Below are 25,031 nucleotides of genomic sequence, written 5' to 3'. Positions count from 1 at the left end.
CCCCATGGCTCGCAACGAAGTACGCCCGATCGTCAAGCTCCGCTCCACGGCGGGGACCGGCTACACGTACGTCACCCGCAAGAACCGGCGGAACGATCCCGACCGCGTGGTGCTGCGCAAGTTCGACCCGGTGGTGCGCCGCCACGTCGACTTCCGCGAAGAACGCTGACCCCGCCCTCCTGCCTGAAGGACACCGTCAGGAAGCCCGGAATCCACCCCGCCTACGGCCCCGTCGTCTTCCGCGACAAGGCCGCCGACTTCGCCTTCCGCACCCGCTCCACCGCCACCAGTGACAAGGCGGTCGAGTGGGAGGACGGCAACACCTACCCCGTCATCGACGTGGAGATCTCCTCGCAGAGTCACCCCTTCTACACCGGCACCGCCCCCGTCCTGGACACCGCCGGCCGCGTCGAGCGCTTCCAGCGCCGCTACGGGAGCACGGCGTGAGCCTGCCCGTCGTCATCGTCGGCGGGCTCCACTCCGACGCCCGCAAGGAGGGCGTGAACCGACTGCTGCGCGCCGTACCCGGCAGCGTCGCCCTCCACCACGACCTGGCCACGGCACCGACGGGCACAGTGCTGCGCCTGGTGCGCGACGCCTCGGAGGAGCTGTCCCGAGGCGAGGCACCCCTCGTCAACGACTGAGCCTGCTGCGCCCTGCGCGAGGACCTGATTCCCGAGCTGGAACGGCTGGCCGACAGCGGTCTGACCCGGCTGGCCGTCGTCGAGCTCTGGGACTCGGTCGAACCCAAGGAGATGGCCGAGGTCGTGGTGCAACACGGTGGAGACGTACTCGATCTCACCAGTGTCATGACCGCTGTCGACCCGGCGCTCGTGCTGCCGTACCTCGTCAACGGCGACGACCTGGCGGACGCAGGGCTCGCGGCGCCGGCCTCCGACCAACGCACCGTCGGGGACACCTGGGCACGGCAGCTGGAGTACGCGCCCGTACTGGCCCTCGTCGACAGCGAAGACGCCGACGACGAGGACCGCGCCCTCCTGGCCCAGCTCCACCCGACCGCCCGCCAAGTCCGCGCCGGGTCCGGCGAGCTCGCCGAGCTGGCCTTCGCCGACTTCGACGTGGAAGCGGCAGCTGCGGCCCAGCACCCGGCGTGCGCGCTGCTCCCCCAAGAGGCAGAGGAGGCGGGCGTCACCACCTTCGTCTGGCACCGCCGTCGGCCCTTCCACCCCGAACGCCCCTACGAGGCACTGGAAGACCTCTGCTGCGCGGCCACCCGCAGCCGCGGCCGGTTCTGGCTCGCCGACCGTCCCGACACCCTGCTGGCCTGGGACGCCGCCGGCGGCGCCCTGTGCGTGGAGAACGCAGGACCCTGGCTGGCCTCCCTCCCGGACGCCGCGTGGGAATTGGTGCCGCCGATGCGAAGAGCGGCAGCCTCACTCGACTGGCACCCCGAGCACGGCGACTGCTGCCAGCACCTCGTCTTCACCTCACCCGGCCTCGACCGGCACGGCCTGGAACAACTCCTCGAGTCCTGCCTGCTCACCGACGCCGATTACGCGGCGGGACCCGAGGCCTGGAAGACGCTCCCCGCCGCCTTCGACTCCCTCCTCGACCCGGTTTCCTGACCCCTCCGGGATCGTAAGCTCCATCTCCCACGACCTACGAGGAATCTTCATGGCCCGCCGCCAGACCCCGCACAAGCCGCTCAAGTCCCGCCCCAACCCACTGGACGCAGCGGAGATCACCTACATCGACTACAAGGACACCGACCTGCTGCGGAAGTTCATCTCCGACCGGGGCAAGATCCGCAGCCGCCGCGTCACCCGCGTCACGGGGCAGCAGCAGCGCCGGCTGGCCGCAGCGATCAAGAACGCCCGCGAGATGGCCCTACTCCCCTATGGCAGCAGCCGATAGCGAACCGACACCGTCTCCTGGTGACCTGCGCAACCGGCCGAATCGCCCGGCACGAAAGCGGCCGACATCCGTACTGCGAAGGCAATGACCTGTGTCCGACCATGTGAGGCTGCTGCGCGCGAGGCCGGTTTCAGTCAGGTTCGGTCAGCTCGGCCACCGTCCCGGCCTGGTCCCAGACGGCCAGGAACGACATCCTCAAACAAGCGGCGAGAGCCGGGTGTTCGATGAACAGAGCGGTGGTGGCGCCGGTGCCGGCCATGGGGTCCGGCATGTCACAGAGGACCAATGAGGCATCGGCGACGACCAGCTTCAACGGAAGCTCCGGCAGGAACCGGGACTCCTCCCCCGCCTCGCCGAACCGGCGTACGTTCTCCAGCACGTCCGCGTCGCCGAGTGCGTCATGGGTGTAGACGGCGCGGGCCGTGCCCCCGGCCCTGCGCAGCCTGCGGACGGTCCTGATGCCTTCCGTATTGGCGGCGGGGGCGACGAAGGGGGGTTTGCAGAAGCTGAGCAGCTCGTGCGCGGCCTGTGCCTGGATGCTCGCGAACCGTTCGGCGATCGCCTTGGGGTCGCGCAGTACCTCGATGTAGTCGAGCGGGTCGGTGTGGGTCTGCCCGGCGCTCCAGAGCGGGGTCAACGCCGCGGCGAGGGCGGTCGATGCCTGGTCCAGCCGTTTCAGCGACTCCCGCTGAAGGGCCATCAGCCGGGAGACGGCCAGCTCGGGTGACACGGCTGAGAACGCCGCCACCCGTCCCGGACGTGGGACGGCGAGGCGCCTTCGTACCAGTGCGTCCAGTACGTCATAGACCCGCTGGCGGGGAACGTGCGCGGCGCGCGCGACCTGCGCCGCGGTGTACGACTCCCTCGTGACCAGCGCGAGGTAGACCCGTGCTTCGTAACCGGAAAGGCCCAGCGAGACGAGGTCGTTGACCGCACCGTCATCCAACTCCATGGCAGCACAAGGTATACCGGTAGATCACTGACCGAAAGCAATCCTTTGCTTTTCGCGGGTATCCCCTTGGGCATGATTCTCATTACGTTCTGCGGTGGCCACCACTGAACGTGGTGACAGCCAGATCAATGAACCAGTGCCACTCGTAGTCCGCGGCGTTCCCACACACCCCAAGTCATGTCATGAACCTGTCAATACCGTGTGTGGGCCAATCCCACGCCGCGGGGATCCGACCCCCCATGGAGGGCAGTTCATTGCAATCGAAACCCACCAGCCGCGTCGGGAGACTGACGCGCCGCGCCGCGACGTCCGTACTCGGGGCCGCGGCCCTGATATCCGGCGGCCTGCTCGCCGTCGCCTCCCCGTCGGCAGCCTCGACGGCGCCCGCCATGCTCACCGCCTCCACCGCCTCCACCGCGCAGACCCAGCGACTCTGCTCGGAGCCGACGAAGCCCGGCTTCATGGCCTGCCACGCGCTGGCCCGCACCGACCTCAAGCAGCAGCTCCACCTCGCGCCGAACCTCGTCCCGTCCGGCTACGGACCCACCGACCTGCAGAGCGCGTACGCCCTGCCGGCCTCGGCGGGAGCCGGCGCGACGGTCGCCATCATCGACGCCTACGACGACCCGAACGCCGAGTCCGACCTGGCCACGTACCGCGCCCAGTACGGCCTCCCGCCCTGCACCACCGCCAACGGCTGCTTCAAGAAGGTCGACCAGAACGGCGGCACCAACTACCCGACCCCCGACTCCGGTTGGGCGGGCGAGATCTCCCTCGACGTGGACATGGTCAGTGCCGTCTGCCCGTCGTGCCACATCCTGCTCGTCGAGGCCAACCAGCCGTCCATGGCCGACCTCGGCGCAGCCGTCAACCGCGCGGTGACGATGGGGGCGAAGTACGTCTCCAACAGCTACGGCGGCGGCGAGGACTCCACCGACCCGAGCTCCGACGCCTCGTACTTCAACCACCCGGGCGTCGCGATCACCGTCAGCTCCGGTGACAGCGGCTACGGGGTCGAGTACCCGGCGGCCTCCCAGTACGTCACCTCGGTCGGCGGCACCTCGCTGACCCGCGCGGGCGGCACCTCCCGCGGCTGGTCCGAATCGGTGTGGGGCACCAGCTCCGGCGGCAACGGCGCCGGCTCCGGCTGCTCCGCCTACACCACCAAGCCGTCCTGGCAGCACGACAGCGGCTGCGCCAAGCGCACCGTCTCCGACGTGTCAGCCGTCGCCGACCCGGCCACCGGCCTCGCCGTCTACGACAGCTACCAGGCGAGCGGCTGGAACGTCTACGGCGGCACCAGCGCCTCCGCGCCGATCATCGCCGCCGTCTACGCCCTCGCCGGAACCCCGGCCGCGGGCAGCTACCCCTCGTCGTACCCGTACGCCCACACCGCCTCGCTCAACGACGTGACCAGCGGCGCCAACGGCTCCTGCTCGAGCAGCTACCTCTGCACCGCGAAGTCCGGCTACGACGGCCCGACCGGACTCGGCACACCCAACGGCGTCGCCGCCTTCACCGGCGGGTCCACCGGCGGGAACACCGTCACGGTGACCAACCCCGGCAGCAGAAGCACCACCGTCAACACGGCCGCCTCCCTCCAGATCCAGGCCACCGACTCCGCGAGCGGCCAGACCCTCACCTACAGCGCCACCGGACTCCCGCCGGGCCTGTCCATCAACGCCTCGACCGGCCTGATCAGCGGCACCCCGACCACCGCGGGCACCTACAACGTGACGGTCACCGCCAAGGACACCACCAACGCCACCGGCAGCACCTCCTTCACCTGGACGGTCACCCCGACCGGCAGCAGCTGCGGCGCCACCCAGCTCCTCGGCAACCCGGGCTTCGAAACCGGCAGCGCCACTCCCTGGACCGCCACCAGCGGCGTGGTCGACAACGGCAGCGGCGAGGCCGCGCACTCCGGCTCCTGGAAGGCATGGCTCAACGGCTACGGCTCGACACACACCGACTCGCTCTCCCAGTCGGTGACGATCCCGGCCGGCTGCCACGCCGCCCTCAGCTACTACCTGCACATCGACACCGCGGAGACGACCACCACCACGGCCTACGACAAGCTGACGGTGACGGCCAACTCCACCACCCTGGTGAGCTACTCCAACCTCGACAAGAACACCGGCTACGCGCAGAAGACCTTCGACCTGTCCTCGTTCGCGGGGCAGACGGTGACCATCAAGTTCAACGGCACCGAGGACTCCAGCCTGCAGACGTCGTTCGTTCTCGACGACACCGCAGTCACCACCAGCTGACCCGCACATGAAGAGGACGGGCCCGGACCGCAGGCATCGGTCCGGGCCCGTCCAGCCATGAGGCGGTCACCGGACCACCACGGTGACCTGCCAGGCCACCACCGCCAGGCAGCGCACCCCACCGGGCGGAGCAGGCGACGAACACGCCGGGACGGCGGACTCCAGAACGGCCGTACCGGCCGACACACCCCGGAAGACGTGATCCGAGACCTCGGCCAACGCCGTCCCCGACAGTGTCACCGGGGCGGCGGGCGTCCCCGGCAGCGACACCCGGACCGTACCCGACCTCCCCAGGCAGACCCGACGGCCGTTGTCTGCCTCCGTGACGGTCACCTCGGTGCCGCTCACCGCCGCGGCGGTCCCACACTCGACGGCGACCGACGCCGCAGCCGAATCCGTCGGGTCCGCCCCCGGGGACATGGCGCCCGAACCGCAACCGGCCGCAAGCAGCAGCACCGTCACGACCATTCCCGTCCGTACCCGCATCCCACCACCTCCCCGCACCGCAACACCGGCCAGGGATGGGACGTGCTACCCGCGATCCGGGTTCCATCGAGCTCGAAACTACAGCCCGGACGTGCCGTCGGCGTTCGCTGCTGGATCGTGGTGGGCTACGCGGCGCTCCTCCAGCGGGGCCCGCCGCAGAACGTCGTCACCCACGCGGGGCAGGTGCGGGGTGTGGTTGACCAGGCGTGCCGAGTTGCCGACGACCGCGATGCTGCTCGTGTTGTGCAACAGGGCCGCGAGAACGGGATTCATGGAGCCGCCGGCGCCGGCGACCAGGCCCAGCAGGTTGACGCCGATCGCGAGCCCGTAGTTCTGACGTACGACGCGCAGGGTGTGGCGGCTCAGCTCCACCACGGCGGCGACCTGGCGTAGGTCGTTGCCGGCGAGTGCGATGTCGGCGGTCTCCAGGGCGACGTGGGAGGAATGCTCGCCCATGGTGATACCGACGTCGGCCAGGGCGAGGGCGGGAGCGTCGTTGGTGCCGTCGCCGACCATGGCGACGGTGTGGCCTTCGGCCTGGAGGTCCCTGATCAGCTGGAGTTTGGCCTCCGGGAGCGCGTGGGCGTGGACTTCGGCGATCCCGAGGGTGTCGGCGACGACCTGGGCGGTCTCCTGCGCGTCGCCGGTGAGCAGGATCAGGCGGTCGACGCCCAGGTCACGCAGCTGTTGAATGACGGTTTCAGCGCCGGCCCGTACGGCGTCGGAGACGCCGAGCATGCCGATGAGGTCCTCGTCGTGGGCGAGGCAGATGACGGTCTCGCCGCCGGCGCGCAGCCGGTCCGTCCAGGTCTGGGCCTCGTCGGTGAGGTCGACTCCGTGCTGGCGCAGGAGGGCGGGGCTGCCGACGAGGAGTCGGGTGCCGTCGAGTTCGGCGCGCATGCCCATGCCGAGGACGACTTCACACGCCTGGTGGATCGGCACGTGGAGGTGCTGTTCCTCGGTGCGGGCGACGATGGCCTGGGCGAGCGGGTGGCGTGCGTGCAGTTCGCCGGAGGCGGCCAGGCTCAGGACCTCGTCGGCGGTGACCTTCTCGCTGAGGGTCACCACGCTCGTGACCAGGGGGCGTCCGAAGGTGAGGGTGCCGGTCTTGTCGAAGACGACTGCGGTGACCCGGCCGATGCCCTCCAGGTGGGTGCCGCCCTTGATGAGGGTGCCGCGGCGGGCACCGTTGCCGATGGCCGCGCTGATGGCGGTCGGGGTGGCGAGCCCCGCCGCGCAGGGGCAGGCGATGAGCAGCATGGTCATCGCGCGCCGTGCGTCACGGGTGACGACGTAGGTGACTGCGGCCAGGGCGAAGGAGACGGGGACGAAGCGCTGGGTGAAGCGGGTGGCCACGGTCTGGATCGGCGCCCGGTCCGACTGGGCCTCCTCGACCCGACTGATGATCCTGCCGACCGTGGTGTCCCGGCCGACGAAGTCGGCGCGGATGGTGAGCGATCCGGAGGTGACGATGGTGCCGGCGTAGACGTGGGCGCCTTCCCTGGCGTAGACGGGCAGCGCCTCGCCGGTGACGGCCGCCTGGTCCACCAGGGCCTCTCCTCTGAGCACGTGCCCGTCGACGGGGATGCGGTGGTGTTCGTACACGGCAACGGTGTCGCCGGGCACCACGGTCTCCAGGTCGACCTCGAGCTCGACGCCTTCGCGTAGGAGCCACACGCGCTCGTCGCCGATGGTGAGCAGTTCCTCGATGGCGCGGCGGGTGCGGCGCAGGGTGAGGGTCTGGAGGAATTCGCCGATGTTCAGCAGCCACAGGACGGTGAGGGCGACCACGTTCTCGCGGAGTACGAGGGAGATGACCGTCGCCGCCGTGACCAGTGTGTCCGTGCCGGGGCTGCTGCGTCCGCGCAGGGTGCGCAGGGCGCCCCGGAAGAAGGGGAGACCGGTGAAGACGGTCACCACGCCGAGCAGCCCGGAGGATCCGAGGGAGATCCGAGGCCTGCCCAGCAGGCGCCGCAGCGCCACGAACGCCAGAACCGCTCCGCCGACCACCAGACGGGCCACTTCTCCGGTGGAGGTATCGGGCAGGGATCGGGAGGGTTTGGCCGCCACCACGGCAGCGGGCGGGGCCTCCTCAAGGGCGTCGACGAGCTGTTCGACGTTCAAGCGGTCGGGAGCCACCCAGATCACGACGCTGCCGGTACGCGGGAAGATCCGCAGGGCGCGGAAACCGCTGATGCCGGTCAGCCGGTCGTCGACCAGACCCGCACAGCCGGGCCGTGCTCTCAGCCAGGGGACGGACAGCCGCACCCGCCCCGCTGCAACCGAGCAGACCAGGACGGTCGACATGATCAGTGCTCGTGTCCGTGATCATCGTGATTGACGGTGACCGCGGACGGCGGGGGTACTTCTTCGCCGAGCGTCGTACGGGCCTCGGCCAGCATGTCACCGGCCTTCAGCCGGGCCTCCTCGGCAGCCGAGGACAGCCACCTGCTCGCCACGATCCCGCCCGCGATGCCGCTGACGAGCGCCTTGCGGGCAGCCGGCGCCACGGCGGGTGCGTTCTTGATGATCAGGCCGCCCACCACGCCTGATATCGCGTAGTGGGCCAGCTTGCCGGCTGTCGCACCGGCGATCGCGAGGGGGTGCATGAACAGCTCCTTCCGTACGCGCCGAGCGGGCACGACGGACCTCTCTTTCAGTGTGGACCCGCCGAGCCCAGCGGGTCGAGCCGACCCCGAGCCGGAACCCACTGGGCGGCAGGCCGACCGCCGGCCAGTCGGCACCCCAGGTAGAGGAAGAACGAGATGGTCGTGACGTACGGGCTGATCGGGATGCTGCTGCCCAGCGCGAGGAGAATGCCCCCTTCCATTGCCACCAGCGCGAAGGTGACGCTCAGCGCCGGCAGCAGCACTGGGGAGGCGGTGATCCGGGCGGCGGCGGCCGCCGGGGTGACGAGCAGTGCGAGGACGAGCAGGGCTCCGACGATCTGGACGCACAAGGCCACCGCGAGCCCGAGAACCAGCATGAACGCAAGCGAAAGGGTCCGGACGGGCAGGCCTCTGGCCTCAGCGACCTCGGGGTCCGCGCTGGCGAAGGTCAGCGGCCGCCAGAGGAGTACGAGGGCGGCCAACACCACGGCGGACGTGCCGAGAAGCCATGCCATCTGCGGGGTGTCGACGGCGATGATCTGGCCGGTCAGAATGCCGAACTTGTTGGCCGCCCGGCCCTTGTAGAGGGACAGGAAGAGCACGCCCAGACCCAGTCCGAACGGCATGAGGATACCGATGATCGAATTCCGGTCGCGGGCGCGCACCCCCAGCACGCCGATGGCCGCCGCCGCCAGCAGGGAGCCCACGATGGACCCGGCGACGATGTTCACCCCGAGCAGGAGCGCCGCCGCCGCACCGGCGAACGACAGCTCGCTGATGCCGTGCACCGCGAACGGCAGGTCGCGCATGATCACGAACACCCCGACCAGCCCGCCCACCAGCCCCAGCAGGGCTCCGGCCAGCAGCGAGTTGTGGACCAGGGCCAGCAGGTCGCCGTAGTTCTCGAAATTGAAGATCTGCCGCCAGACGCCGCCGTCCCCGCCGCCGTCGGCCACCGGCCACGATCCGGTCATGGCTGTCCACCGCCACGGGGGGAGGACGAGGGGTGGTGCATGCCGGCCGTGTCCGGTGCCCCCACCACGACGATGCGGCCCCGTACGCGGATGACGTCGACCTCGGTCCCGTACAGCTCGGACAGAGCGGCCGTGGTCATCACCGCATCCGGCGGGCCGATCCGGAATCCGCGCGGCGCCAGGTACAGGACGCGGTCGACGAGCCCGAGCACCGGATTGATCTCGTGCGTCACGAACACGACCGCGGTGCCGGCGGAGCGCCGCCGCCGGTCCACCAGGGCCGTGACCGCGCGTTGGTGCTGGAGGTCGAGAGAGAGCAGGGGCTCGTCGCACAGCAGGATCCGCGGGTCGGTGGCCAGGGCCTGCGCGATGCGGACGCGTTGCTGCTCGCCGCCCGACAGCATGCCGACGGGCGCGTCCGCATAGGGTAGGGCTCCTACGGAGTCCAGGAGCTCCTCCACCCTGCGGTGGACCGCGCCGGGGGCGATCGACACCCCCCAGCGATGGCCTTCCATGCCGAGTCGGACCAGGTCCCGGGCCCGCAGCATCGTGTGGGCGGGGAGGGCCTTCTGCTGCGGGACGTACCCGACGTGCCGGCTACCCCGCCGGGGCGGCACGCCCAGTACCTCCAGCGAACCATCCGTCAGCGGCAGACGGCCGAGGAGCACGCGCAGCAGGCTGGTCTTGCCCGATCCGTTCGGCCCCAGCACCGCCAGGAATTCGCCGGGACGTACATCGAGGTCCAGATCGCGCCACAGCACCCGGTCGCCATAGGCGAGGGTGGCTCCCCGCAGGCTGATGACCGGTGCGGCGGAGGCGGTGTCCGTCCGGGTGGGGGCGGGGCGGGTGAGCGGCGTGAAGGCTTCGGTGCGGTCCACGGCCCTCACCGGCTCAAAGCGCTCTGGAGGGCGTCGACGTTGGCGGTCATCCAGCCGGTGTAGTGCCGGCCTGCGGGGAGCGTCTCGGTCACGGAGACCACGGGGATGTGGTGGTCCTCGGCGGCCTGCTTGACCTTCTCGGTCTGCGGCCCCGCGGTCTGCTGGTTGTAGACGAGTACCTCGACCTTCCTGCCGGTGAACAGGGCGAGGGTGTCGTTCAGGGTCCGGGGCGAGACCTCCTCTCCTTCCTCGACCGCCTGGCTGAATGCGGAGGGGGTCCGGTTCACCAGGCCGCAGGCCTCGGTCAGGTACAGGGGCACCGGCTCGGTGACCGCCACCGGCGTGCCACCGCGGTCCTCCTTGATCCGGTCCGTCCGGGCCCGGAGGGATGCCAGCTCGCCCTTGAATTCCTTGGCGCGCTCGCGGAACGTGCCCGCGTCGGCGGGTTCGGACCGGGTCAGGGCTGCCGCGATCCGGTCCGCGAGTCGGCCCATCGTGGGGAAGTCGTACCAGACGTGCTCGTTCAGTTCCGCGCCCGCGCGAGCCGCCTTGCCTGAGACGTCCACGACGTTGATCACGTCAGCGGAGGTGTTGCCTGAGCTGCGGAGCATCCGGTCGATGAAATCGTCGTAGCCGCCGCCGTTCTCGACGACGACCTTCGCCTTGGACAGCTCCAGCTGGGTGCGCGTGCTGGCCTCGTACGAGTGCGGGTCCTGCGCCGGGTCGCTGATCACCGAGACGACGTCGACCCTGTCGCCGCCGATCCGCTCGACGATGTCCCCGTACACGTTGGTGGAGGCCACCACGGGGACGGCAGTCGGCGGGGCCGCTCGCCACCCCTCAGCCGCGGGGCCGGCATCGGCACCGGCCGAGGTGCACCAGGCAAGGGTCAGCGCCATCGGGACACCGAGGAGCGCACCCGCACCACGGGCTGAGGAGACGCGCATAGCGCCCTCCCTGCCGGAGGGAATCCGAAACGGTCATCACTTCCAGTATCTCCCCGGGGTGGTCCCGCCCTCCAGTTGACGATCAGGCCTTCTGTGTCATTGAGGCGGACAGGAGCACCTTGGTGACGGGGTGCTGCGGCGTCTCCAGCAGCTGACGGGCGGGGCCGTCCTCGACGATGCGGCCTGCATCGAGCACTGCGATCCGGTCCGCGAGGACTGCGGCAGCGGCGAGGTCGTGGGTGATGAAGACCAGGCTGAGCTCGTTGCGTTCCCTGAGCCGGGCGAGGGCGTCGAGGATGGTGGCCCGGGTGGCCGGGTCGAGTCCGGAGGTGATCTCGTCGCAGATGAGCACCTGTGGCTCTGCCAGCAGGGCTCGGGCCACCGCCGCTCGCTGGAGCTCGCCGCCGGAGAGCTCGCCGGGGCGGCGCCGGGCGAGGCTCTCACCGAGGCCGAACTCACCGAGGGTGCTCAGGGCGGTACGCCGAGCGTCCGTCGGTCCGGCGCCGCGGAGCCGTAGCGCGCTGCGTGCCACCTGGTCGAGGACCGGCCGGTGCTCGTCGAAGGCGGCCTTCGCGTCCTGGAACACGTACTGTACGGCGGCCAGTTCGGGGCGGCTCCGGGAACGCAGGCTGCGCGGCAACGCCGTCCCCTCGAGCAGGACCGTGCCGTCGTAGGCGCGGTGCAGGCCGGCCAGGCAGCGTCCGAGCGTGGTCTTTCCGCTGCCGGAACGGCCGACGAGCGCCACGCACTCCCCTGCCGCAACCGAGACTCCGATGTCGCTCAGCACCTCGACGGCTCCGCGTGTGGTGCGGTGCCATGCGGTCAGATTCCGTGTCTCCAGGCGTACCGGCCCGCGCGGCCGGGGCGCTCGCGCAGCGCTCGGCTGCTCCGGTGCGCGACCGTCGAGGACTGACGACGCGGGTCCACGGTCCACGACCAGTCCGTCCCGCATCACCACGACCTCGTCGGCCAGCTCCCGTACGACGTCCAGGTCATGGCTGAGTAGGACGACGGCGATGCCCTGTGCGGCGACGACGGCCAGCTCCGCCACCATGCCCTGTTTGGTGAGGGCGTCCTGGCCGGTGGTGGGCTCGTCGGCGACGATCACCCGCGCACCGAGCAGCAGGGCCTGGGCCAGGACAACGCGCTGCTGCTGGCCGCCGGAGAGCTGGTGCGGGAAGCGCCGCAGCACGGCCGCGGGATCCTGAATTCGGGCGAGGCGCAGGGCTTCTTCGGTGCGGTGCCTGCGTTCGCGCCGGTTGCCTCCGTGGCGGGCGGCGATGTCGGCGAGCAGCGCTCCCACCCGGCGGGCGGGGTTGAGGACGGATGCCGGGTGCTGGGGTATGTATCCCACCGGGCCGGCGGGTGCGTGGACCTCGCCGTCGACCACGGCGCCGGCCGGGTATTCGCCCAGGAGGGCGAGTCCGGTGGTGGTCTTGCCGCTGCCGGACGGGCCGATGACGGCGGTGATCCTGTCGGCGTGGGCGGCGAGGCTGACGCCGTTCACGATGGCCCGTCCGTCGATCTCGACTCGCAGGTCCCGCACGTGCGCAACGAGGGTCATCGCGGCGCTCCCTTCCGGGGGGTGGTCCGTTGGAGGGCGGTATCGAGCAGGAGGTTGGTGCCCATGGACAGGGCCGCGATGAGCAGGGCGGGTACGACCACGGCCCAGGGCTGGAGGAAGAGGCCGGTGCGGTTGCGGTCCACCATGACCGCCCAGTCGGCGGCGTCCGGCTGTATGCCCACGCCGAGGAAGGCGGCGGTCGCGACCAGGTAGAGGGCTCCGGTGAGCCGGATCCCGGCGTCGGCGGCGAGGGTGCGGCGCATGGAGCGGGCCACGTACCCGATGGCCGTGCGCCACCAGGACTCGCCCTGCATGCGCAGCGCTTCCACGGCCGGCCGGCAGGAGATCTCGACGGCCGCCGCGTGAACGACCCGGGCGGCGTCGGGTACGGCGGCAAGCCCGACCAGGACGGTCAGTCCGGCGGGACCCGGGGTGAGGGTGGCCGCGACGAGCAGCACCAGCAGGAGCGAGGGGACCGCGATGACCACGTCCAAGGGCCTCATCAGCGCCTCTTCCAGCCAGGTGCGGCGGGTCAGAGCTGCTGTGAGTCCCAGCGGGATGGCGACGAGGTAGGCCAGGGCGGTGGCCGCGATCGCCACGAGCACGACGGAGCGGCCGCCGAGGAGCACCTGGTGCCAGACATCACGTCCGCTGAAGTCGGTGCCGAGCCAGTGCCCGTCGCCGGAGGCGAAGGAGACCGAGCGGGGACTGGCCGGGCCGGCCACGAAGGGGCCCACCAGGGCGAGCAGGACGGGGAGGCCGATCAGCCCGAGGGCCGGAAGGGACCTCTTGGGTTTCTGCTTCATGCCGCCACCTCGGACCGAGGTGCGAAGCGGCGGGCGGCCAGGTCCGCGGCGAGGTTGACCACCACGGTGACGATGCCGAAGACCACGGCCATGCCCTGGACGACCGGGATGTCACGGGCTGCGACGGCTTCGATGAGTACGGTGCCGAGGCCGGGGATCACGAAGAGGGCCTCCACGACGATCACCCCGCTCAGGAGCCAGTCGCAGGTGCGGGCCAGTTGCTGGGTGGCGGGGGCGAGCGCGTTGGGCAGGGCGTGGGTCCAGGTGATCCGGGCGCCGGAGACTCCGTAGCGGCGGGCCTGGGCCACGTACGGCGATGCCATCGCGTCGATCATCCCGGCGCGCACGAGGCGGCTGATGGTACACACGGGCCGCGACAGCACGACGACGACCGGCAGGATCAGGACGGCGGGCTCGGTGAACACGTCAGCGCCGACGGCCGTGGGCGGCAGCCAGCCCAGCCACAGTCCGAAGAGTGTGGCGAGCAGGACCCCCACGGCGAATTCCGGTACGGCGTGCACGGCGAGGGTCAGGGCGCTGACGGTCCGGTCCAGCCGGCCGCCCTCGCGGCGGGCCGCCAGGACTCCGAGGCCGACCGAGAGGGGGACGAGCAGGGCGAGGGTCGCGGCGGCCAGCAGCAGGGTGGGGCCCAGTCCGGCGGCCAGGTAGCCGGTGACGGGCCGTCCGCTGACCAGCGAGGTGCCGAGGTCGCCGTGCAGGAGGCCGACGACCCAGTCGGTGAGGCGCTCGGCGGCGGGCCGGTCCAGGCCCATCGTCTCGCGGAAGCGGGCGATGCGGGCGGGATCGGGCTGGTCCCCGGCGAGCGCGACGGCCGCGTCACCGGGCAGCGTCTCGGTGAGGGCGAAGATGAACAGGACGACGGCCGCCGTCTGCCCCAGTCCGAGGAGCAGGCGGCGGCCGATCCATGAGAGGTGCGGTGTCACGCGAGCCAGATCTTGTCGAAGCGGGCCCAGTCGAGGGTGTTGGCGGGGGCCTGCTTGGACACCCCGTGGACCTTGGGTGCGGTGGCGATGATCCAGTCGGCGAAGCCCCAGATCAGGAATCCGCCCTCGTCGTACAACCGACGCTGCATCCGCTCGTAGAGGGCGCCGCGCTGCGTGACGTCGCGGGTGGACTGGGCCTGCTGGTAGAGGTCGTCGAAGTCCTTCTGCTGCCACTTGGTGGCGTTGGTGGTGGAGCCGGTGAGCAGCCGCTGGGAGATGTGCGACTCGATGGGCATGGCGCCCGAGCGGTAGGAGGCGAAGGTGCCGTTGTTCAGGATGTCCTTCCAGTACGTGTCCTTGTTGCCGACCTTGATCTCGACGGTGACTCCGGCCTTGGCTGCCTGCTCCTTGAAGATGCCGGCGGCCTCGACGAAGCCCGTGGCGGCGGGGGCGGTGTCGAGGGTGACCTTGAGGCCCTCGGCCCCGGCCTCCTTGAGCAGCGCGCGGGCCTTGTCGAGGTCCTGGGCGCGCTGCGGGAGGCCGGCGGGGTAGTACTGGTAGCCCTTGCCGAAGAGGTCGTTGCCGATCTCACCGGCGCCGGAGAGGGCTCCGTCGACCAGTTCCTTGCGGTCGGCGATGAGGAAGAAGGCCTGGCGGACCCGGGGATCGTTGAACGGCGGACGGTCGGTCTTCATGACGAAGCCCTGCATCGCACTGCCCGGGAGGCGGACGATCTCGATCTTCCCCTTGCCCTCGTGGGTACGGGCGGTGGCCGGGTTCAGCTCGTGGGCGTACTCGACCTGACCGCCGAGCAGCGCGCTGACGCGTGCCGACTCCTCGCCGGCGACCACAAATTCGAGCTCGTCCAGGTGGGGGGCACCCTCCCAGTAGGCGTCGTTGCGCTTGACGACGAGGGACTTGCCGGGAGTGAAGGAAACGAAGCTGAACGGGCCGGAGCCGATCGGCTTGTCGAAGGCGGTGGCGTCCTTGGGGACGATGTACGCGCCGAAGGCCGCGAGGAGGTTGGGGAATTCGGCGTACGGCCGCTTGAGCTTGAACTCGACGGTGGACGGGTCCAGGGCACGGCTGGCGTCGAGGTCGACCGGCTCAAGGGAGGCCTTGGCACGGAAGGTGCCCTTGGGGTCCGCGATCCTGCGGTAGCTGTAGAGGACGTCCTCGGCGGTGACGGGCTTGCCGTCGTGGAAGGCGGCCTTGCGCAGGGTGATCTTCCAAGTGTCGAGTGCGTCGTTGGCCTCCCACTTCTCGGCGAGCCTGGGGACGGCGGCGAGGTCGGCGCCGAAGTCGGCGAGCTTGTCGAAGAGGGCCTTGGCGCGGGCGGCGTCGACGAACAGGTTGGCCGCGTGCGGGTCCAGGGTCTCGTTCGCGCCGCCACCGGCGAAGGCAGCGCGCAACCGGCCGCCCTGCTTCGGGGCTCCCTCGGCGGCGTTCTTGGCGTCAGGGGTGGTGGTGCCGGTGCCGCAGGCGGCAGTGAAGGCGAGGGCGGTGGCACCCGTGGCGATCAGGAAGCCTCTGCGGGCGAGGCTGGAGCGGGCGTCGTTCATGCGGGGGTGTCTCCGTTACTGGGGTGGGGCATGAGCCGGGCGATGAGGTGGAGGCGGTCGGAACTCGTGGTCCCGTGCGGGGCCTCGCCCTCGCTCCACGGCGGTTCTGTGCGGGGGCCGGGTCCGTCGTGCAGCGCGAGGACCTCGAACCCGGCGGTGGTGAGGAGGTACCGGAGTTCCTGCGGGAAGAGCAGGCGCCAGGCGGAGCGCTGCTCCTCCTGCGGGCAGCCGCCGTCGGCGGTCCAGATTCTCCGGCGGCGCAGGAGTTGCGCGCCGTGATCGATCCACAGGGTGGTGTGGGAGGTGTACGTGGTGCCGCGCCAGGCGAAGGTGTCGGTGCGCGGGCCGTCGAGGAGTTCGGTGTTGCCGAGGAAGAAGGCTCCGTTGCGCATTTCGGCGACGAGCAGCCCGCCGGGGGCGAGATGGGCGCGGCAGCGGGCGAGGAAGGCGGTCAGGTCCTCGTTGGTGTGGCAGTAGAGGAGGGCGCTGTCGAGGCAGACGATCGCGTCGAAGGTGGCTCCGAGGTCGAAGTCGCGCATATCGGCCAGGTGGTAGGCGGGGCCCGGGTTGCGGCTGCCCGCGTGGGCCAGCATCGCCTGCGAGGTGTCGATGCCGGTGACCTCTCGCCCGGCTCGGTGGTGCAGCCAGGCGGCGTCGCGGCCGGTGCCGCAGCCGACGTCGAGCACGCGGGGTCCGGCCCCGTGGCGGGCAAGGACGTCCTCGGTCCAGCGGGCGGCGAGCCGTTCGGGGTCGGGGAAGCGTTCTTCGTAGAGCTCGGGGTGGTCGGTGAGCAGGTTGCCGCTGGTGGTGGCTGTCATCGGGTCTCGCTTCGGGGGCGTGCGGGTGCACGAGGGGGCAGGGCGTCCGGGGCTCGGTCGCAGGGCAGGGCCCGTCTTCGCTGGAGGTGTCCCACGGCCGCTGCCGAGACCAGGCCGAGGGCGAGGCAGCAGCCGTAGGGCAGCCAGGTCAGTCCGGTGTGGCCGGCGGTGTCCATGGACCAGCCGATGGCCGCGCTGCCGGCCGCGGCCGCGACCCCGGAGACCGCGTAGAAGAGGCCGTAGAACGTGCCGGTCAGGTTCGAGCGGCCGAAGGCCGGTATCAGCTCCATCACGAAGGGCTGGGCGACCATCACCCCGAGGTGCAGCAACAGGGCGCCGGCGAGCACCGGCAGAAGGCGCAGCGGGTGGGCGGTGGCGGGTCCCGCCACGAGCATCGGGGGCACGAACCCGAGGCCCATGATGCCCAGGCCGGTGGCGATCCAGCGCCCCCTGCTCCCCCGGGCCTTCAAGGCCCGGGTGATGCGCAGCTGGAACAGCAGGTTGGCGACGGTCCCGGCGAGGAACAGCAGGCCGACCGAACCGCCCCAGCCGGACGCATCGGTCGCCGCACGGGGCAGCAGCAGGTACAGCTGGTTCTGCAGGCCGTACATGCCGATCATGGCGAGGGAGAAGGCGAGGAAGCGGCGGTTGCCTGCCACGTCGCGCCAGTCGCCGAGCAGCCTGGTATCGGGGGTCGGAACCTTGCGGGCGGGCAGGACCAGCAGCTGCGCGAGGGTGAGGACGGCGAACACACCGGCTGCTGTAACGGCGGCGGCCCGGAAGTCCACGAGGAGCAGCAGGCTGCCGAGCAGCGGGCCGAGTAGCGCCCCGGTCGTGGCGAAGACGTTGAACAGCGCGAACGCCTCCGCCTTGCGCTCACCCGCCTCCTGGGCGACGTAGGTCCGCACGGCGGGGTTGAACAGGGCCCCCGCGAGCCCGCTGAGTATGGACGCGGCGATCAGCAGCGGCAGGCTGTCGCCAAGGGCGAACAGACCGAATCCCATCGTGCGCAGCGCGCAGCCCGCGATGATCACCCCGCGTGCACCGAGCCGGTCGGCGGCCGAGCCGCCGAGCAGGAACAGTCCCTGCTGGCTGAGGTTGCGCAGGCCGAGGACGACTCCGACGACGGCGGCCGAAAGCCCGAGGTCGTCGGAGAGGTGGGTGGCGAGGTACGGGATGAGCAGGTAGAAGCCGGTGTTGACGCCGAGCTGATTGACAAGGAGCAGTCGTACGGCGAGGGGGAAGTCTCGCATCGAGCTGAAGATCTTCACCGTACGACCGCCATGTGGGCCCGTCTGACTCCGAGGCCTGCCCGGTCGGGGGCCCGTACCGCGCCGTCGGCCCCACCGATGCCCGTCCAGGGGTCGTCGGCGAGCAGCAGATGTCCGTCGAGATCGACCCAGCGGGCCTTGTCGGCGATGTGCACGGCCGGAGCCATGCCGAGTGAGCTGGCGGTGAGGCAGCCCAGCATGAGGTCGGTGCCGGAGTCGCGCAGGGCGTCATGGATGCGCAGGGCGGCCCGTACCCCGCCGCATTTGGCGAGCTTGACGTTGACGCCGTGTACCAGCCCGGCGAGAGCGACGGCGTCCTCGTAGGAGACGGCGTCCTCGTCGGCGATGACGGGTACCGGGGACTCTTGGGCCACGCGGGCGAGCGCGTCGGGGCTGCCCGGCGCGATGGGCTGCTCCACGGCGGTGACGCCGAGCTCGGCGAAGCGCGGGAGCAGGTCGAGGGCCTGGCGTTCGGTCCAGGCTCCATTGGGGTCGAGCAGCAGGCTGGCCTCGGGAGCTCCGTCGCGTACGGCGGCCACGCGCGCGAAGTCTTCGGCCGGATCGGGGGATCCCGCTTTCACCTTGAGGGCGGTGAAGCCGCTCATGGCGAGCCGGGCGGCTTGCGAGGCGGCAGCCACTGGCGCGGTTATACCGATCGTACGGGTGGTCGGCGCGGTCGGCGCGGTGTGCGTGCCCAGCAGTTGGTGGGCGGGCCGGCCGGCCCGTTTGCCGACCAGGTCGAGCAGCGCTGCCTCCAGCCCGGCGAGCACACCGGCCGGCAGCTTTGGCAAGCCGGCCGGGGAGTCGGCCATGTGTTCGTCCCACGCGGTCTGGGGGTCGGGAAGGTGTTCGACGGCGGCGCGCGCCGTGGTGAGGTGCCGGAGGATGCGAGCAGTCGGCAGGCCGAGGAAGTCGCTACTGACGACTTCTCCCCAGCCGGTCAGGCCACCGTGTTCGATCGTGACCCAGACGGCGTCGCGGCGGGCCGTCACCGAGCGGGAGATGCGCAGCGGCTCGGCCAGTTCCAGCTCGGTGGTGTGCCAGGTGAGTCTCACGCGGCATCTCCCCGCGTCGGTGCGGTCAGGTGCGGCAGGGTGGCCGCGAGCGGGTCGACGACGGTGCGGCAGCGGGTCCAGCCGACGGCCTCGGTGGCGTACGGGTGTGCGATCTCCAGGGGGCGCAAGGCCAGTTCGGCCTGGTCGAGGCCGTGGGCGTGGCAGAAGTCGTCGTCGTAGACGGTGCCGAGGTAGCGGTGCGGGCCGTCGGGGAAGACGGTCGCCACGACCGCGCCGGCCTCGACCCGGGCCGCCCAGGCGGCGACGAGTGCGACGGCTCCGGTGCTCCAGCCGCCGCTGACGAAACTGCTACGGGCGAGCCGGCGGCAGGCGTCGACCGCTTCGGCCGGGCCCACCCAGTGGACCTCGTCGAAGGCGTGGTGGGCGACGTTGCGCGGGTGGATGCTGCTGCCGAGCCCGCGCATGAGGCGGGGGCGGGCGGGCTGGCCGAAGATGGCGGAGCCGATGGAGTCGACGCCTATCACCTTCAGGCGCGGCCAGCGGCGCCGCAGCGGGCCGATGAGCCCGGCGCTGTGGCCGCCGGTGCCGACGCTGCACACCAGCACGTCCAGGTGGTCGAGCTGCCCGCAGAGCTCGGCCGCCATGGACAGATAACCGGCGGCGTTGTCCGGGTTGTTGTACTGGTCGGGCCAGTAGGCGTCCGGAGTCCGGGCCAGGACCTCGCGCAGCCGGGCGATACGGGCCGCCTGCCAGCCTCCCTCGGAAGCGGGCCGCTCCACCAGCTCCAGCTGCGCTCCGTACGTGCGGAGCAACTGCCGCATGGACGGTTCCAGTTCGCGGTCGCCGACGAGGACGACGGGATGGCCGAGGGCCTGTCCGGCGAAGGCCAGACCGACCCCCAGGGTCCCGGAGGTCGATTCGACCACGGTGGCGCCCGGGCGGAGTTCGCCGCGCTGCCGGGCACCGCGCAGCATGGACACGGCGGACCGCGCCTTCATCCCGCCGGCGCCGAGGCATTCGAGCTTGGCCCAGAAGCCCGGGTGGGCGTACGGCAGTTCCGTACGGATCCGCGCGAGCGGGGTGCGGCCGACCAGCGCCAACAGCTCCGGGTTCGTACTGTGGGCCGGCGGGCGGTGGAGCGGAGGTGCGAGGGTCACCGCGTGCCTCCGTAGCGGTGGATGACTCCCGGGCCGCCGTCGAGCCAGAAGAAGGGGTAGGGCTCGGCGGAGACAGCGCTGACCCCGGCGCCCACGAAGCGCGGGAGGACCGCGCTGCCGGTCTGCGCGAACATGACCAGGGGCTTGCCGGTGGCGGCGGCGTGGTCGAGCAGCGGCTGGAAGGTTCCGTTCCCGAGGGTCATGCCGGAGGCGAGGATCGCGTCGCAGTGCTCCAGCTCCGCGAGGGCGTCGGTCCGTACGGACTCGCCCCACTCGGTGGCGCCGCCTTTGAGGTCGCAGGGCACATAATCGGCGCCGCGCTCGCGCAGCTGTTCCAGCAGGGAGTTGACCACCCCGATGACGAGGACCCGGCGGACCCCGGTAGCGGGCAGCAGATCGACCACAGCGCGGGCGCGGGCTCTGGACCGGCGCAGGGAGCTACCGGCCGGCAGGGCGTAAGGGCGGGCGCCGTGCTCGGGGGTGTGGGGGCGTACGCGGCTCAGGTACGCGTCGAGCGCGGCAACCTGCACGGGAAGCATCGGGTGGCTGAGGAGTTCGGCCACCGAGGCTCCGACACAGTCGTCGAGTGCCGGCGCGGGCAGGGCGCCCGGCTCCACGGCGCAGGACCCTACGGCCGCGTCGAGGCGCAGGCTGAGGACCTCGTTGCGGTAGCCGCTGGTGCGGCCGGCGTGGCGGACCGCCTGGGCAGTGGTGAAGGCGAGCGCGATGCGTTCCTGGGCGGGGTCGGGACCGTACGTCCCGGTGCGGACCGCTTCGATGAGCTGGTCGATGGTGCGTACGGCGGGCTCGTTCAGGGTGGGTGTGGTCATGCGGGCACCACCGGAGGCAGCTCGACCGAACACTCCCCATACGTGGGGTGCAGGTGCGCGAGGAGCCGCTCGGCGGTTTCCCTTGCCCCACTGCCCTGGGTGTCGGCGGTCATGATGTGGCCGAGGTATTCGTTGTTGCTGGTCGCGGCACGTACGGCACGGCCCGGCTCGGCAAGGGTGAGCTCCAGGACCCCGGGCTGCGCCCTGACCTCGTCGGCGCCTTTGATGCCGGTGAGGGTGCCGGTGGTGTCGGGGAGGAGGAAGGCGATGGCGGCGCTTCGCACACCGGTCACACGCGGCGTGAGGTCGGGCATACGGCCAAGGGCGACGTCCACACAAGCTGCGGCGAGGTCGATGCCGGCCACGTGCCGGACGAGTTCGGTGATCCGGTTGCCTGCGGGCCGGGCGTTGACCTCCACCACCTTGGGGCCCTCGGGCGTCAGCTTGATCTCGGTGTGACACACGACGTGGTCCAGGCCGAGGGCCTTGATCGCGGCCACCGCCGTGTCGACCGCCTTCCGCTCCGTCTCCGGCGCGATGCCCGCCGGGAACATGTGACCGGTCTCGATGAAGGCAGGCGCCCCACCGATGCTCTTGTCGGTGACACCGGCCACACCGATGACACCGCCGAAGGAGACGGTCTCGATGCTGATCTCGGGGCCGGTGAGGAACTCCTCCAGGAGGAAGACGGGCATCCGGTCCTGGCCGCGCGCGTTGACCGGAAACTCCTCCAGCGCCCGGCAGGCCGCCTCCAGTTCCCGATCGTCGCGGACCTCTCGTACGAGCATTCCGGCGCACAGGTCCACCGGCTTGACCACGAGCGGATAGCCGATCTCCCGGGCGGCGGCCGCTGCCTGCACTGTGTCCGCGCAGAGCGCGAAGCGGGGCCCCTGCACCCCGGCCTCGGCTAGCACCCGCCGGGTCAGGTCCTTGCGGCAGGCGGCCTCGACGGCTTCGACGGCCGGGCCGGGCAGGCCCAGCCGGTCGGCGATCCGGGCCACGGCTGGCAGGTAGTAGTCGCAGGAGGAGACGACTCCGTCGAAGGCGAGCACCGCGTGCAGCCGTTCCAGGTGGGGCAGCAGCACCTCCATGTCGTTGGTGTCCGCGGTGATGACGTTGCGCGCCGCCAGCAGCGGATGCGGGCCCTCGGATCCGGCACCGCGCAGGTAGTGGTGCAGGTCCCGGGTGACGAAGGTGAACTCGTGCCCGCCTTCTCCAATCGCCCTGGGCAGCAGCCTGCTCATCGACCCCACCCAGCTCTCGACAACCAGCAGATGCGCCAAGGGACTTCCTCTCAAAATGCCGTCACGACCGTGGGGGCAACCTGCGAAGCGGACCGCCTGACTGGAGGTGTCCGCATCGAACGAGGAGGAAGCTACCGGAAATCGTTTTCATTTCCAATAGGATGGATCTCCGATAGCCTGCCGCTCACGAGACCGGAGTGCCGGAAGGGAGCCACCGAGGCATGAGAGACCTGACACAGGGGCAAAAGATCGGGCCGTACGTCGTACGGCACGCCGGGCAGGAGGACGTACCAGGCGCGCGGCGCGTCATGCTCGACACGTTCTACCGGGAGTTCGACTACGGCTACGTACCGCAGTGGCACGACGACGTCGTCGACATCGACAGCACGTACCTCACGCACCCGCGCCACACCCTCGTCGTGGCGGTCCTGGGCTCAGAAGTGGTCGGCACCACCGCGCTCAACTCGCGTGGCCCTGCACACCCCCCGCACCCTCGTTGGCTCACCGAGCGCTACCCCTCGGGGCGCACGGCGCAGCTCCTGCGGGTGTACGTGCGCCCGGACCACCGCAGGCACGGACTGGCCCGCGCCATGGTCAGGACGGCCTGCGAGTTCGCCGCAGGCGTCCCCGGCTACGACGCCATCTACCTGCACACCAACGTCGACATCCCCGGCGCGGAAGCCTTCTGGCGCAGCATCGCCGACGAAGTCTGCGACGCCCGGACAACGGGCGAGCACGGCGGCTACGGGACCGTCCACTTCGAAATCCCGATCCCCGTCACGGCCACCACCGGCCGATTCGGCAGCTAGCCAACGAGGCACCTCTCCTGTGGGGCCCGCCCGGGTACGTCACCCATGCGCGGTACGTACCCGTACGGCGTGCTGCTGACCACGCCGGCGCTGCTCATATCACGCTCCCGAGATCCGAACCATTCGCGGGCCAGGAGGCGGGGACTTGGCCCGGCGTCCGCCCTTTTTTGGCCGGGCAGCCGTGGTGCGGCAGCTGTACTGCCAGCAGACGAAGAATCCACTGGTCTGCACACTCAGGACTTCCGACTGCTGGGACCGGGGATCGCCAGTGGCGTGGGTGTCAGGGTGCTGAGGTCGGTGGTATCGCCGGGCCGGGCGAGGTAGAGCCGGTACGGCTCTCCGTCAGCGGGACGCAGCGTCACCTGGTGACCCTTCGCGCGACCCGCCGCCAAGGCCTGCAGGACCTGTTCCGCGTCCTCCGCCCGGACGTGGGGGTGATAGATGTGGACGGGGCCGAGCGGCAGCTCGCGGTCGGCGAGCGGGAGCGTGAAGGTCGGCAGCAGGGCTCTGCTGGCGGCGCCGTCGCCCATCAGGAGCGCGCGCAGGACTGGGGAGTCCTGGCCGTTGAGTTCCATGGTGAGGCTGGCGAGGAACGGGTTGGCGACGCAGTGTCCCTCGATGAGGAGTCGGGCAATCCGCAGCAGCACGGGGTCGGCCGGCCGCAGCTCATTGGGGACGGAGAAGTAGTGCCGTGTGTGCTGCTGGACCACGTGCAGGTCTTCGACGGTGAGCCGGAGCCTGGCGAGCTGTTCATGGTCGTCCCGGGTCAGGGCTGCTCCGGGGAACGTGCCAAAAGCCAGATCCTGACCGTCAAGGCGCAGGCGGAAGGTGCTTCCCTCCATGACCTGGCCGTAGATGTCGAGGGCCTGGAGAGCGTCGGAGCAGGACAGGCCGGTCAAGTCGACGGCGCAGCTCGCCGCCGTCGGGACGCTCGCGTCGTCAGCGTGGCAGACCGTGAGCCGGAACCCGGTGAAGGCCAGGTCCAGGCTGCTGCCGACCTGGACTTTCCCCATGGCGCGCACAGTGCCCCCGTGCACCGATCGCACTCCCCCGGAACCGTCGAGGAAGACCAGCTCGACGCTCTGCCCCTCGCCCGGCGCGGGGGACAGAGGTGCCATCCGCACCTCGGCCTTCTCGCCGTCGATGCGGAGCCACTCGGGCCCGTGCACACGGAGCTCCTCGATGGCCGAGGCGGGGAGGACGAGCTCCTCGGCGGTGCCGAAGCCCACGACGCGCCGCACCGCCGCCGCCAGGTCCGGATCGGCGTCCTTCATGCGGCCGCGGACGGTGAAGTAGATCGGGCTCACCTGGTGAGCACGGGGGTGCTTGGGCCGCAAGGTCTTCACCACGGCACCGTTTTGGTAGGCGACGTCCATGGACCAGTGCAGATCGAGGCGGTCGATTCGCCGTCCCAGCGAACCGACCCGTTGGTCGATGTCGTCGGTGCCTCCCGCCAGGAATGCCAGTTCCGCCCTGTAGTCGCGTGCGGCCTCCCGCAGGTCATCCCGGATGAACGAGCTCTCCAGGTCCGCGTGCAGGGCCAGCTTGTCGTCCAGCCAGGCCCGGTCCAGGACTCGGATACGCGGTCGCTCGGCGCCGGCACCGAGATCCTTGACGAAGGCACGCTCGGACGGCGTCAGGGCACAGGGGACGACCAGCACCCAGTCATCAGGATCGTGCTCCAGCGCCTTCTTGAACGACCGCTTGATGCCCGGTCTGCGGCCCTGGTACGAGCCGGGGAAGCCGTCCGGGAAGTACTTCAGCTGGTAGATCCACACGCGGCCGCCCACGGTCACCTTGATGTCGATGCCGCCGTCCCCTCCACGGCCGTTCATCACCTCCACTTCGGCGTCCTCGGCGTAGAGCCGGTGCACCAAGGCCTCGACTATGCGGTCGAACCGTGGCTGGGTGAGGTGGTCCCAATCGATCGCCATATACGTGCGCCCTCCCTGATGCCGACGCTCAAGCGTCTCACCGCCCGCTGACACCCGGCACCGCACTGCACACGTCAGCGCTGTG

Annotated in this window: 23 protein-coding genes and 1 pseudogene; 6 read left to right on the top strand and 18 right to left on the bottom strand. The window is 70.8% G+C overall.

Annotation, left to right across the window (positions count from 1 at the left end; translation table 11 throughout):
- The first annotated feature begins 4 nt into the window (after positions 1-4).
- The 4 genes and pseudogenes from rpmG to rpsR all read left to right on the top strand — a co-directional run bounded on the left by rpmG (position 5) and on the right by rpsR (position 1,875).
- Complete coding sequence (gene rpmG, locus ABZ924_RS23740) at positions 5-169, top strand: 50S ribosomal protein L33 (RefSeq protein WP_361913196.1); 165 nt, start codon at positions 5-7, stop codon at positions 167-169.
- Between the two features lie 14 nt (positions 170-183).
- Entirely contained in the window at positions 184-447 is a 264-nt protein-coding gene (locus ABZ924_RS23735; protein WP_361913232.1) for a type B 50S ribosomal protein L31, read from the top strand.
- Positions 444-1,586: pseudogene (locus tag ABZ924_RS23730) on the top strand (GTP-binding protein). Before ABZ924_RS23735 ends, ABZ924_RS23730 begins: the two are co-directional and overlap by 4 nt.
- Positions 1,587-1,635: 49 nt before the next feature.
- A complete protein-coding gene (rpsR, locus tag ABZ924_RS23725; protein ID WP_361913193.1) occupies positions 1,636-1,875 on the top strand; it encodes a 30S ribosomal protein S18 in 240 nt (79 codons plus the stop codon).
- A 130-nt stretch (positions 1,876-2,005) separates the two neighbouring features.
- Here rpsR and ABZ924_RS23720 read toward each other — a convergent pair whose 3' ends face one another.
- Positions 2,006-2,827, bottom strand: coding sequence for a helix-turn-helix domain-containing protein (locus ABZ924_RS23720; protein WP_361913190.1), 822 nt, complete (start codon positions 2,825-2,827; stop codon positions 2,006-2,008).
- A 287-nt stretch (positions 2,828-3,114) separates the two neighbouring features.
- On the opposite strand from ABZ924_RS23720, the gene ABZ924_RS23715 reads away from it, so the two are divergent.
- The gene (locus ABZ924_RS23715) at positions 3,115-5,097 is read left to right on the top strand and encodes a putative Ig domain-containing protein (RefSeq protein ID WP_361913229.1); all 1,983 of its coding nucleotides are present in this window, start codon (positions 3,115-3,117) and stop codon (positions 5,095-5,097) included.
- A gap of 66 nt (positions 5,098-5,163) precedes the next feature.
- On the opposite strand, the gene ABZ924_RS23710 is transcribed toward ABZ924_RS23715, so the two are convergent.
- The 16 genes from ABZ924_RS23710 to ABZ924_RS23635 form a co-directional block, all read right to left on the bottom strand.
- Complete coding sequence (locus ABZ924_RS23710) at positions 5,164-5,583, bottom strand: hypothetical protein (protein ID WP_361913187.1); 420 nt, start codon at positions 5,581-5,583, stop codon at positions 5,164-5,166.
- Positions 5,584-5,661: 78 nt separating this feature from the next.
- Positions 5,662-7,890, bottom strand: coding sequence for a cation-translocating P-type ATPase (locus ABZ924_RS23705; RefSeq protein ID WP_361913184.1), 2,229 nt, complete (start codon positions 7,888-7,890; stop codon positions 5,662-5,664).
- 2 nt (positions 7,891-7,892) lie between these two features.
- A complete protein-coding gene (locus tag ABZ924_RS23700; RefSeq protein WP_361913181.1) occupies positions 7,893-8,192 on the bottom strand; it encodes a DUF1490 family protein in 300 nt (99 codons plus the stop codon).
- A 47-nt stretch (positions 8,193-8,239) separates the two neighbouring features.
- Positions 8,240-9,166 (bottom strand): metal ABC transporter permease, encoded by a 927-nt coding sequence (locus ABZ924_RS23695; protein ID WP_361913178.1) that lies wholly within the window; start codon positions 9,164-9,166, stop codon positions 8,240-8,242.
- The gene (locus ABZ924_RS23690; protein ID WP_361913175.1) at positions 9,163-10,044 is read right to left on the bottom strand and encodes an ATP-binding cassette domain-containing protein; all 882 of its coding nucleotides are present in this window, start codon (positions 10,042-10,044) and stop codon (positions 9,163-9,165) included. Before ABZ924_RS23690 ends, ABZ924_RS23695 begins: the two co-directional genes overlap by 4 nt.
- A 5-nt stretch (positions 10,045-10,049) precedes the next feature.
- Positions 10,050-10,991, bottom strand: a complete 942-nt coding sequence (locus ABZ924_RS23685; RefSeq protein WP_361913172.1) for a zinc ABC transporter substrate-binding protein — start codon at positions 10,989-10,991, stop codon at positions 10,050-10,052.
- 82 nt (positions 10,992-11,073) lie between these two features.
- A complete protein-coding gene (locus tag ABZ924_RS23680; protein WP_361913169.1) occupies positions 11,074-12,555 on the bottom strand; it encodes an ATP-binding cassette domain-containing protein in 1,482 nt (493 codons plus the stop codon).
- On the bottom strand, positions 12,552-13,361 hold the full coding sequence (locus ABZ924_RS23675; protein ID WP_361913166.1) for an ABC transporter permease subunit: 810 nt from the start codon (positions 13,359-13,361) through the stop codon (positions 12,552-12,554). The genes ABZ924_RS23680 and ABZ924_RS23675 overlap by 4 nt, the downstream gene beginning before the upstream one ends.
- The gene (locus tag ABZ924_RS23670) at positions 13,358-14,305 is read right to left on the bottom strand and encodes an ABC transporter permease (protein WP_361913163.1); all 948 of its coding nucleotides are present in this window, start codon (positions 14,303-14,305) and stop codon (positions 13,358-13,360) included. Before ABZ924_RS23670 ends, ABZ924_RS23675 begins: the two co-directional genes overlap by 4 nt.
- Positions 14,302-15,867 carry an ABC transporter substrate-binding protein gene (locus tag ABZ924_RS23665; RefSeq protein WP_361913160.1) on the bottom strand — a complete coding sequence of 522 codons (1,566 nt, stop codon included), beginning with the start codon at positions 15,865-15,867 and terminating at the stop codon, positions 14,302-14,304. The genes ABZ924_RS23670 and ABZ924_RS23665 overlap by 4 nt, the downstream gene beginning before the upstream one ends.
- The gene (locus ABZ924_RS23660) at positions 15,864-16,685 is read right to left on the bottom strand and encodes a class I SAM-dependent methyltransferase (protein WP_361913157.1); all 822 of its coding nucleotides are present in this window, start codon (positions 16,683-16,685) and stop codon (positions 15,864-15,866) included. The genes ABZ924_RS23665 and ABZ924_RS23660 overlap by 4 nt, the downstream gene beginning before the upstream one ends.
- On the bottom strand, positions 16,682-17,938 hold the full coding sequence (locus tag ABZ924_RS23655; RefSeq protein WP_361913154.1) for an MFS transporter: 1,257 nt from the start codon (positions 17,936-17,938) through the stop codon (positions 16,682-16,684). The genes ABZ924_RS23660 and ABZ924_RS23655 overlap by 4 nt, the downstream gene beginning before the upstream one ends.
- A 14-nt stretch (positions 17,939-17,952) precedes the next feature.
- Entirely contained in the window at positions 17,953-19,011 is a 1,059-nt protein-coding gene (locus tag ABZ924_RS23650) for a dipeptide epimerase (protein ID WP_361913151.1), read from the bottom strand.
- Positions 19,008-20,129 (bottom strand): pyridoxal-phosphate dependent enzyme, encoded by a 1,122-nt coding sequence (locus tag ABZ924_RS23645; protein WP_361913148.1) that lies wholly within the window; start codon positions 20,127-20,129, stop codon positions 19,008-19,010. Before ABZ924_RS23645 ends, ABZ924_RS23650 begins: the two co-directional genes overlap by 4 nt.
- A complete protein-coding gene (locus tag ABZ924_RS23640) occupies positions 20,126-20,959 on the bottom strand; it encodes a DUF364 domain-containing protein (protein WP_361913145.1) in 834 nt (277 codons plus the stop codon). The genes ABZ924_RS23645 and ABZ924_RS23640 overlap by 4 nt, the downstream gene beginning before the upstream one ends.
- Positions 20,956-22,242, bottom strand: a complete 1,287-nt coding sequence (locus ABZ924_RS23635) for an ATP-grasp domain-containing protein (RefSeq protein WP_361913142.1) — start codon at positions 22,240-22,242, stop codon at positions 20,956-20,958. The genes ABZ924_RS23640 and ABZ924_RS23635 overlap by 4 nt, the downstream gene beginning before the upstream one ends.
- Positions 22,243-22,424: 182 nt before the next feature.
- On the opposite strand from ABZ924_RS23635, the gene ABZ924_RS23630 reads away from it, so the two are divergent.
- Entirely contained in the window at positions 22,425-23,012 is a 588-nt protein-coding gene (locus ABZ924_RS23630; RefSeq protein ID WP_361913140.1) for a GNAT family N-acetyltransferase, read from the top strand.
- 233 nt (positions 23,013-23,245) lie between these two features.
- Here ABZ924_RS23630 and ABZ924_RS23625 read toward each other — a convergent pair whose 3' ends face one another.
- Positions 23,246-24,946: a hypothetical protein gene (locus ABZ924_RS23625; protein WP_361913137.1), complete on the bottom strand. Its 1,701-nt coding sequence runs from the start codon at positions 24,944-24,946 to the stop codon at positions 23,246-23,248.
- Between the last annotated feature and the right edge of the window lie 85 nt (positions 24,947-25,031).

It is taken from the genome of Streptomyces sp. NPDC046876 (assembly GCF_040645035.1).
Classification (GTDB): Bacteria; Actinomycetota; Actinomycetes; order Streptomycetales; family Streptomycetaceae; genus Streptomyces.
The sequence above is the reverse complement of the archived record's forward strand: the minus strand, read 5'-3'. Positions and strand labels throughout refer to the sequence as shown.

What these genes read in the sequence shown, in the direction of transcription:
- ABZ924_RS23720 (WP_361913190.1), bottom strand. Translation starts at nt 2,827, where the DNA reads ATGGAGTTGGATGACGGTGCGGTCAACGACCTCGTCTCGCTGGGCCTT.
- ABZ924_RS23660 (WP_361913157.1), bottom strand. Translation starts at nt 16,685, where the DNA reads ATGACAGCCACCACCAGCGGCAACCTGCTCACCGACCACCCCGAGCTC.
- ABZ924_RS23700 (WP_361913181.1), bottom strand. Translation starts at nt 8,192, where the DNA reads ATGCACCCCCTCGCGATCGCCGGTGCGACAGCCGGCAAGCTGGCCCAC.
- ABZ924_RS23705 (WP_361913184.1), bottom strand. Translation starts at nt 7,890, where the DNA reads ATGTCGACCGTCCTGGTCTGCTCGGTTGCAGCGGGGCGGGTGCGGCTG.
- ABZ924_RS23665 (WP_361913160.1), bottom strand. Translation starts at nt 15,867, where the DNA reads ATGAACGACGCCCGCTCCAGCCTCGCCCGCAGAGGCTTCCTGATCGCC.
- ABZ924_RS23710 (WP_361913187.1), bottom strand. Translation starts at nt 5,583, where the DNA reads ATGCGGGTACGGACGGGAATGGTCGTGACGGTGCTGCTGCTTGCGGCC.
- rpsR (WP_361913193.1), top strand. Translation starts at nt 1,636, where the DNA reads ATGGCCCGCCGCCAGACCCCGCACAAGCCGCTCAAGTCCCGCCCCAAC.
- ABZ924_RS23695 (WP_361913178.1), bottom strand. Translation starts at nt 9,166, where the DNA reads ATGACCGGATCGTGGCCGGTGGCCGACGGCGGCGGGGACGGCGGCGTC.
- ABZ924_RS23680 (WP_361913169.1), bottom strand. Translation starts at nt 12,555, where the DNA reads ATGACCCTCGTTGCGCACGTGCGGGACCTGCGAGTCGAGATCGACGGA.
- rpmG (WP_361913196.1), top strand. Translation starts at nt 5, where the DNA reads ATGGCTCGCAACGAAGTACGCCCGATCGTCAAGCTCCGCTCCACGGCG.
- ABZ924_RS23685 (WP_361913172.1), bottom strand. Translation starts at nt 10,991, where the DNA reads ATGCGCGTCTCCTCAGCCCGTGGTGCGGGTGCGCTCCTCGGTGTCCCG.
- ABZ924_RS23640 (WP_361913145.1), bottom strand. Translation starts at nt 20,959, where the DNA reads ATGACCACACCCACCCTGAACGAGCCCGCCGTACGCACCATCGACCAG.
- ABZ924_RS23625 (WP_361913137.1), bottom strand. Translation starts at nt 24,946, where the DNA reads ATGGCGATCGATTGGGACCACCTCACCCAGCCACGGTTCGACCGCATA.
- ABZ924_RS23630 (WP_361913140.1), top strand. Translation starts at nt 22,425, where the DNA reads ATGAGAGACCTGACACAGGGGCAAAAGATCGGGCCGTACGTCGTACGG.
- ABZ924_RS23655 (WP_361913154.1), bottom strand. Translation starts at nt 17,938, where the DNA reads ATGCGAGACTTCCCCCTCGCCGTACGACTGCTCCTTGTCAATCAGCTC.
- ABZ924_RS23675 (WP_361913166.1), bottom strand. Translation starts at nt 13,361, where the DNA reads ATGAAGCAGAAACCCAAGAGGTCCCTTCCGGCCCTCGGGCTGATCGGC.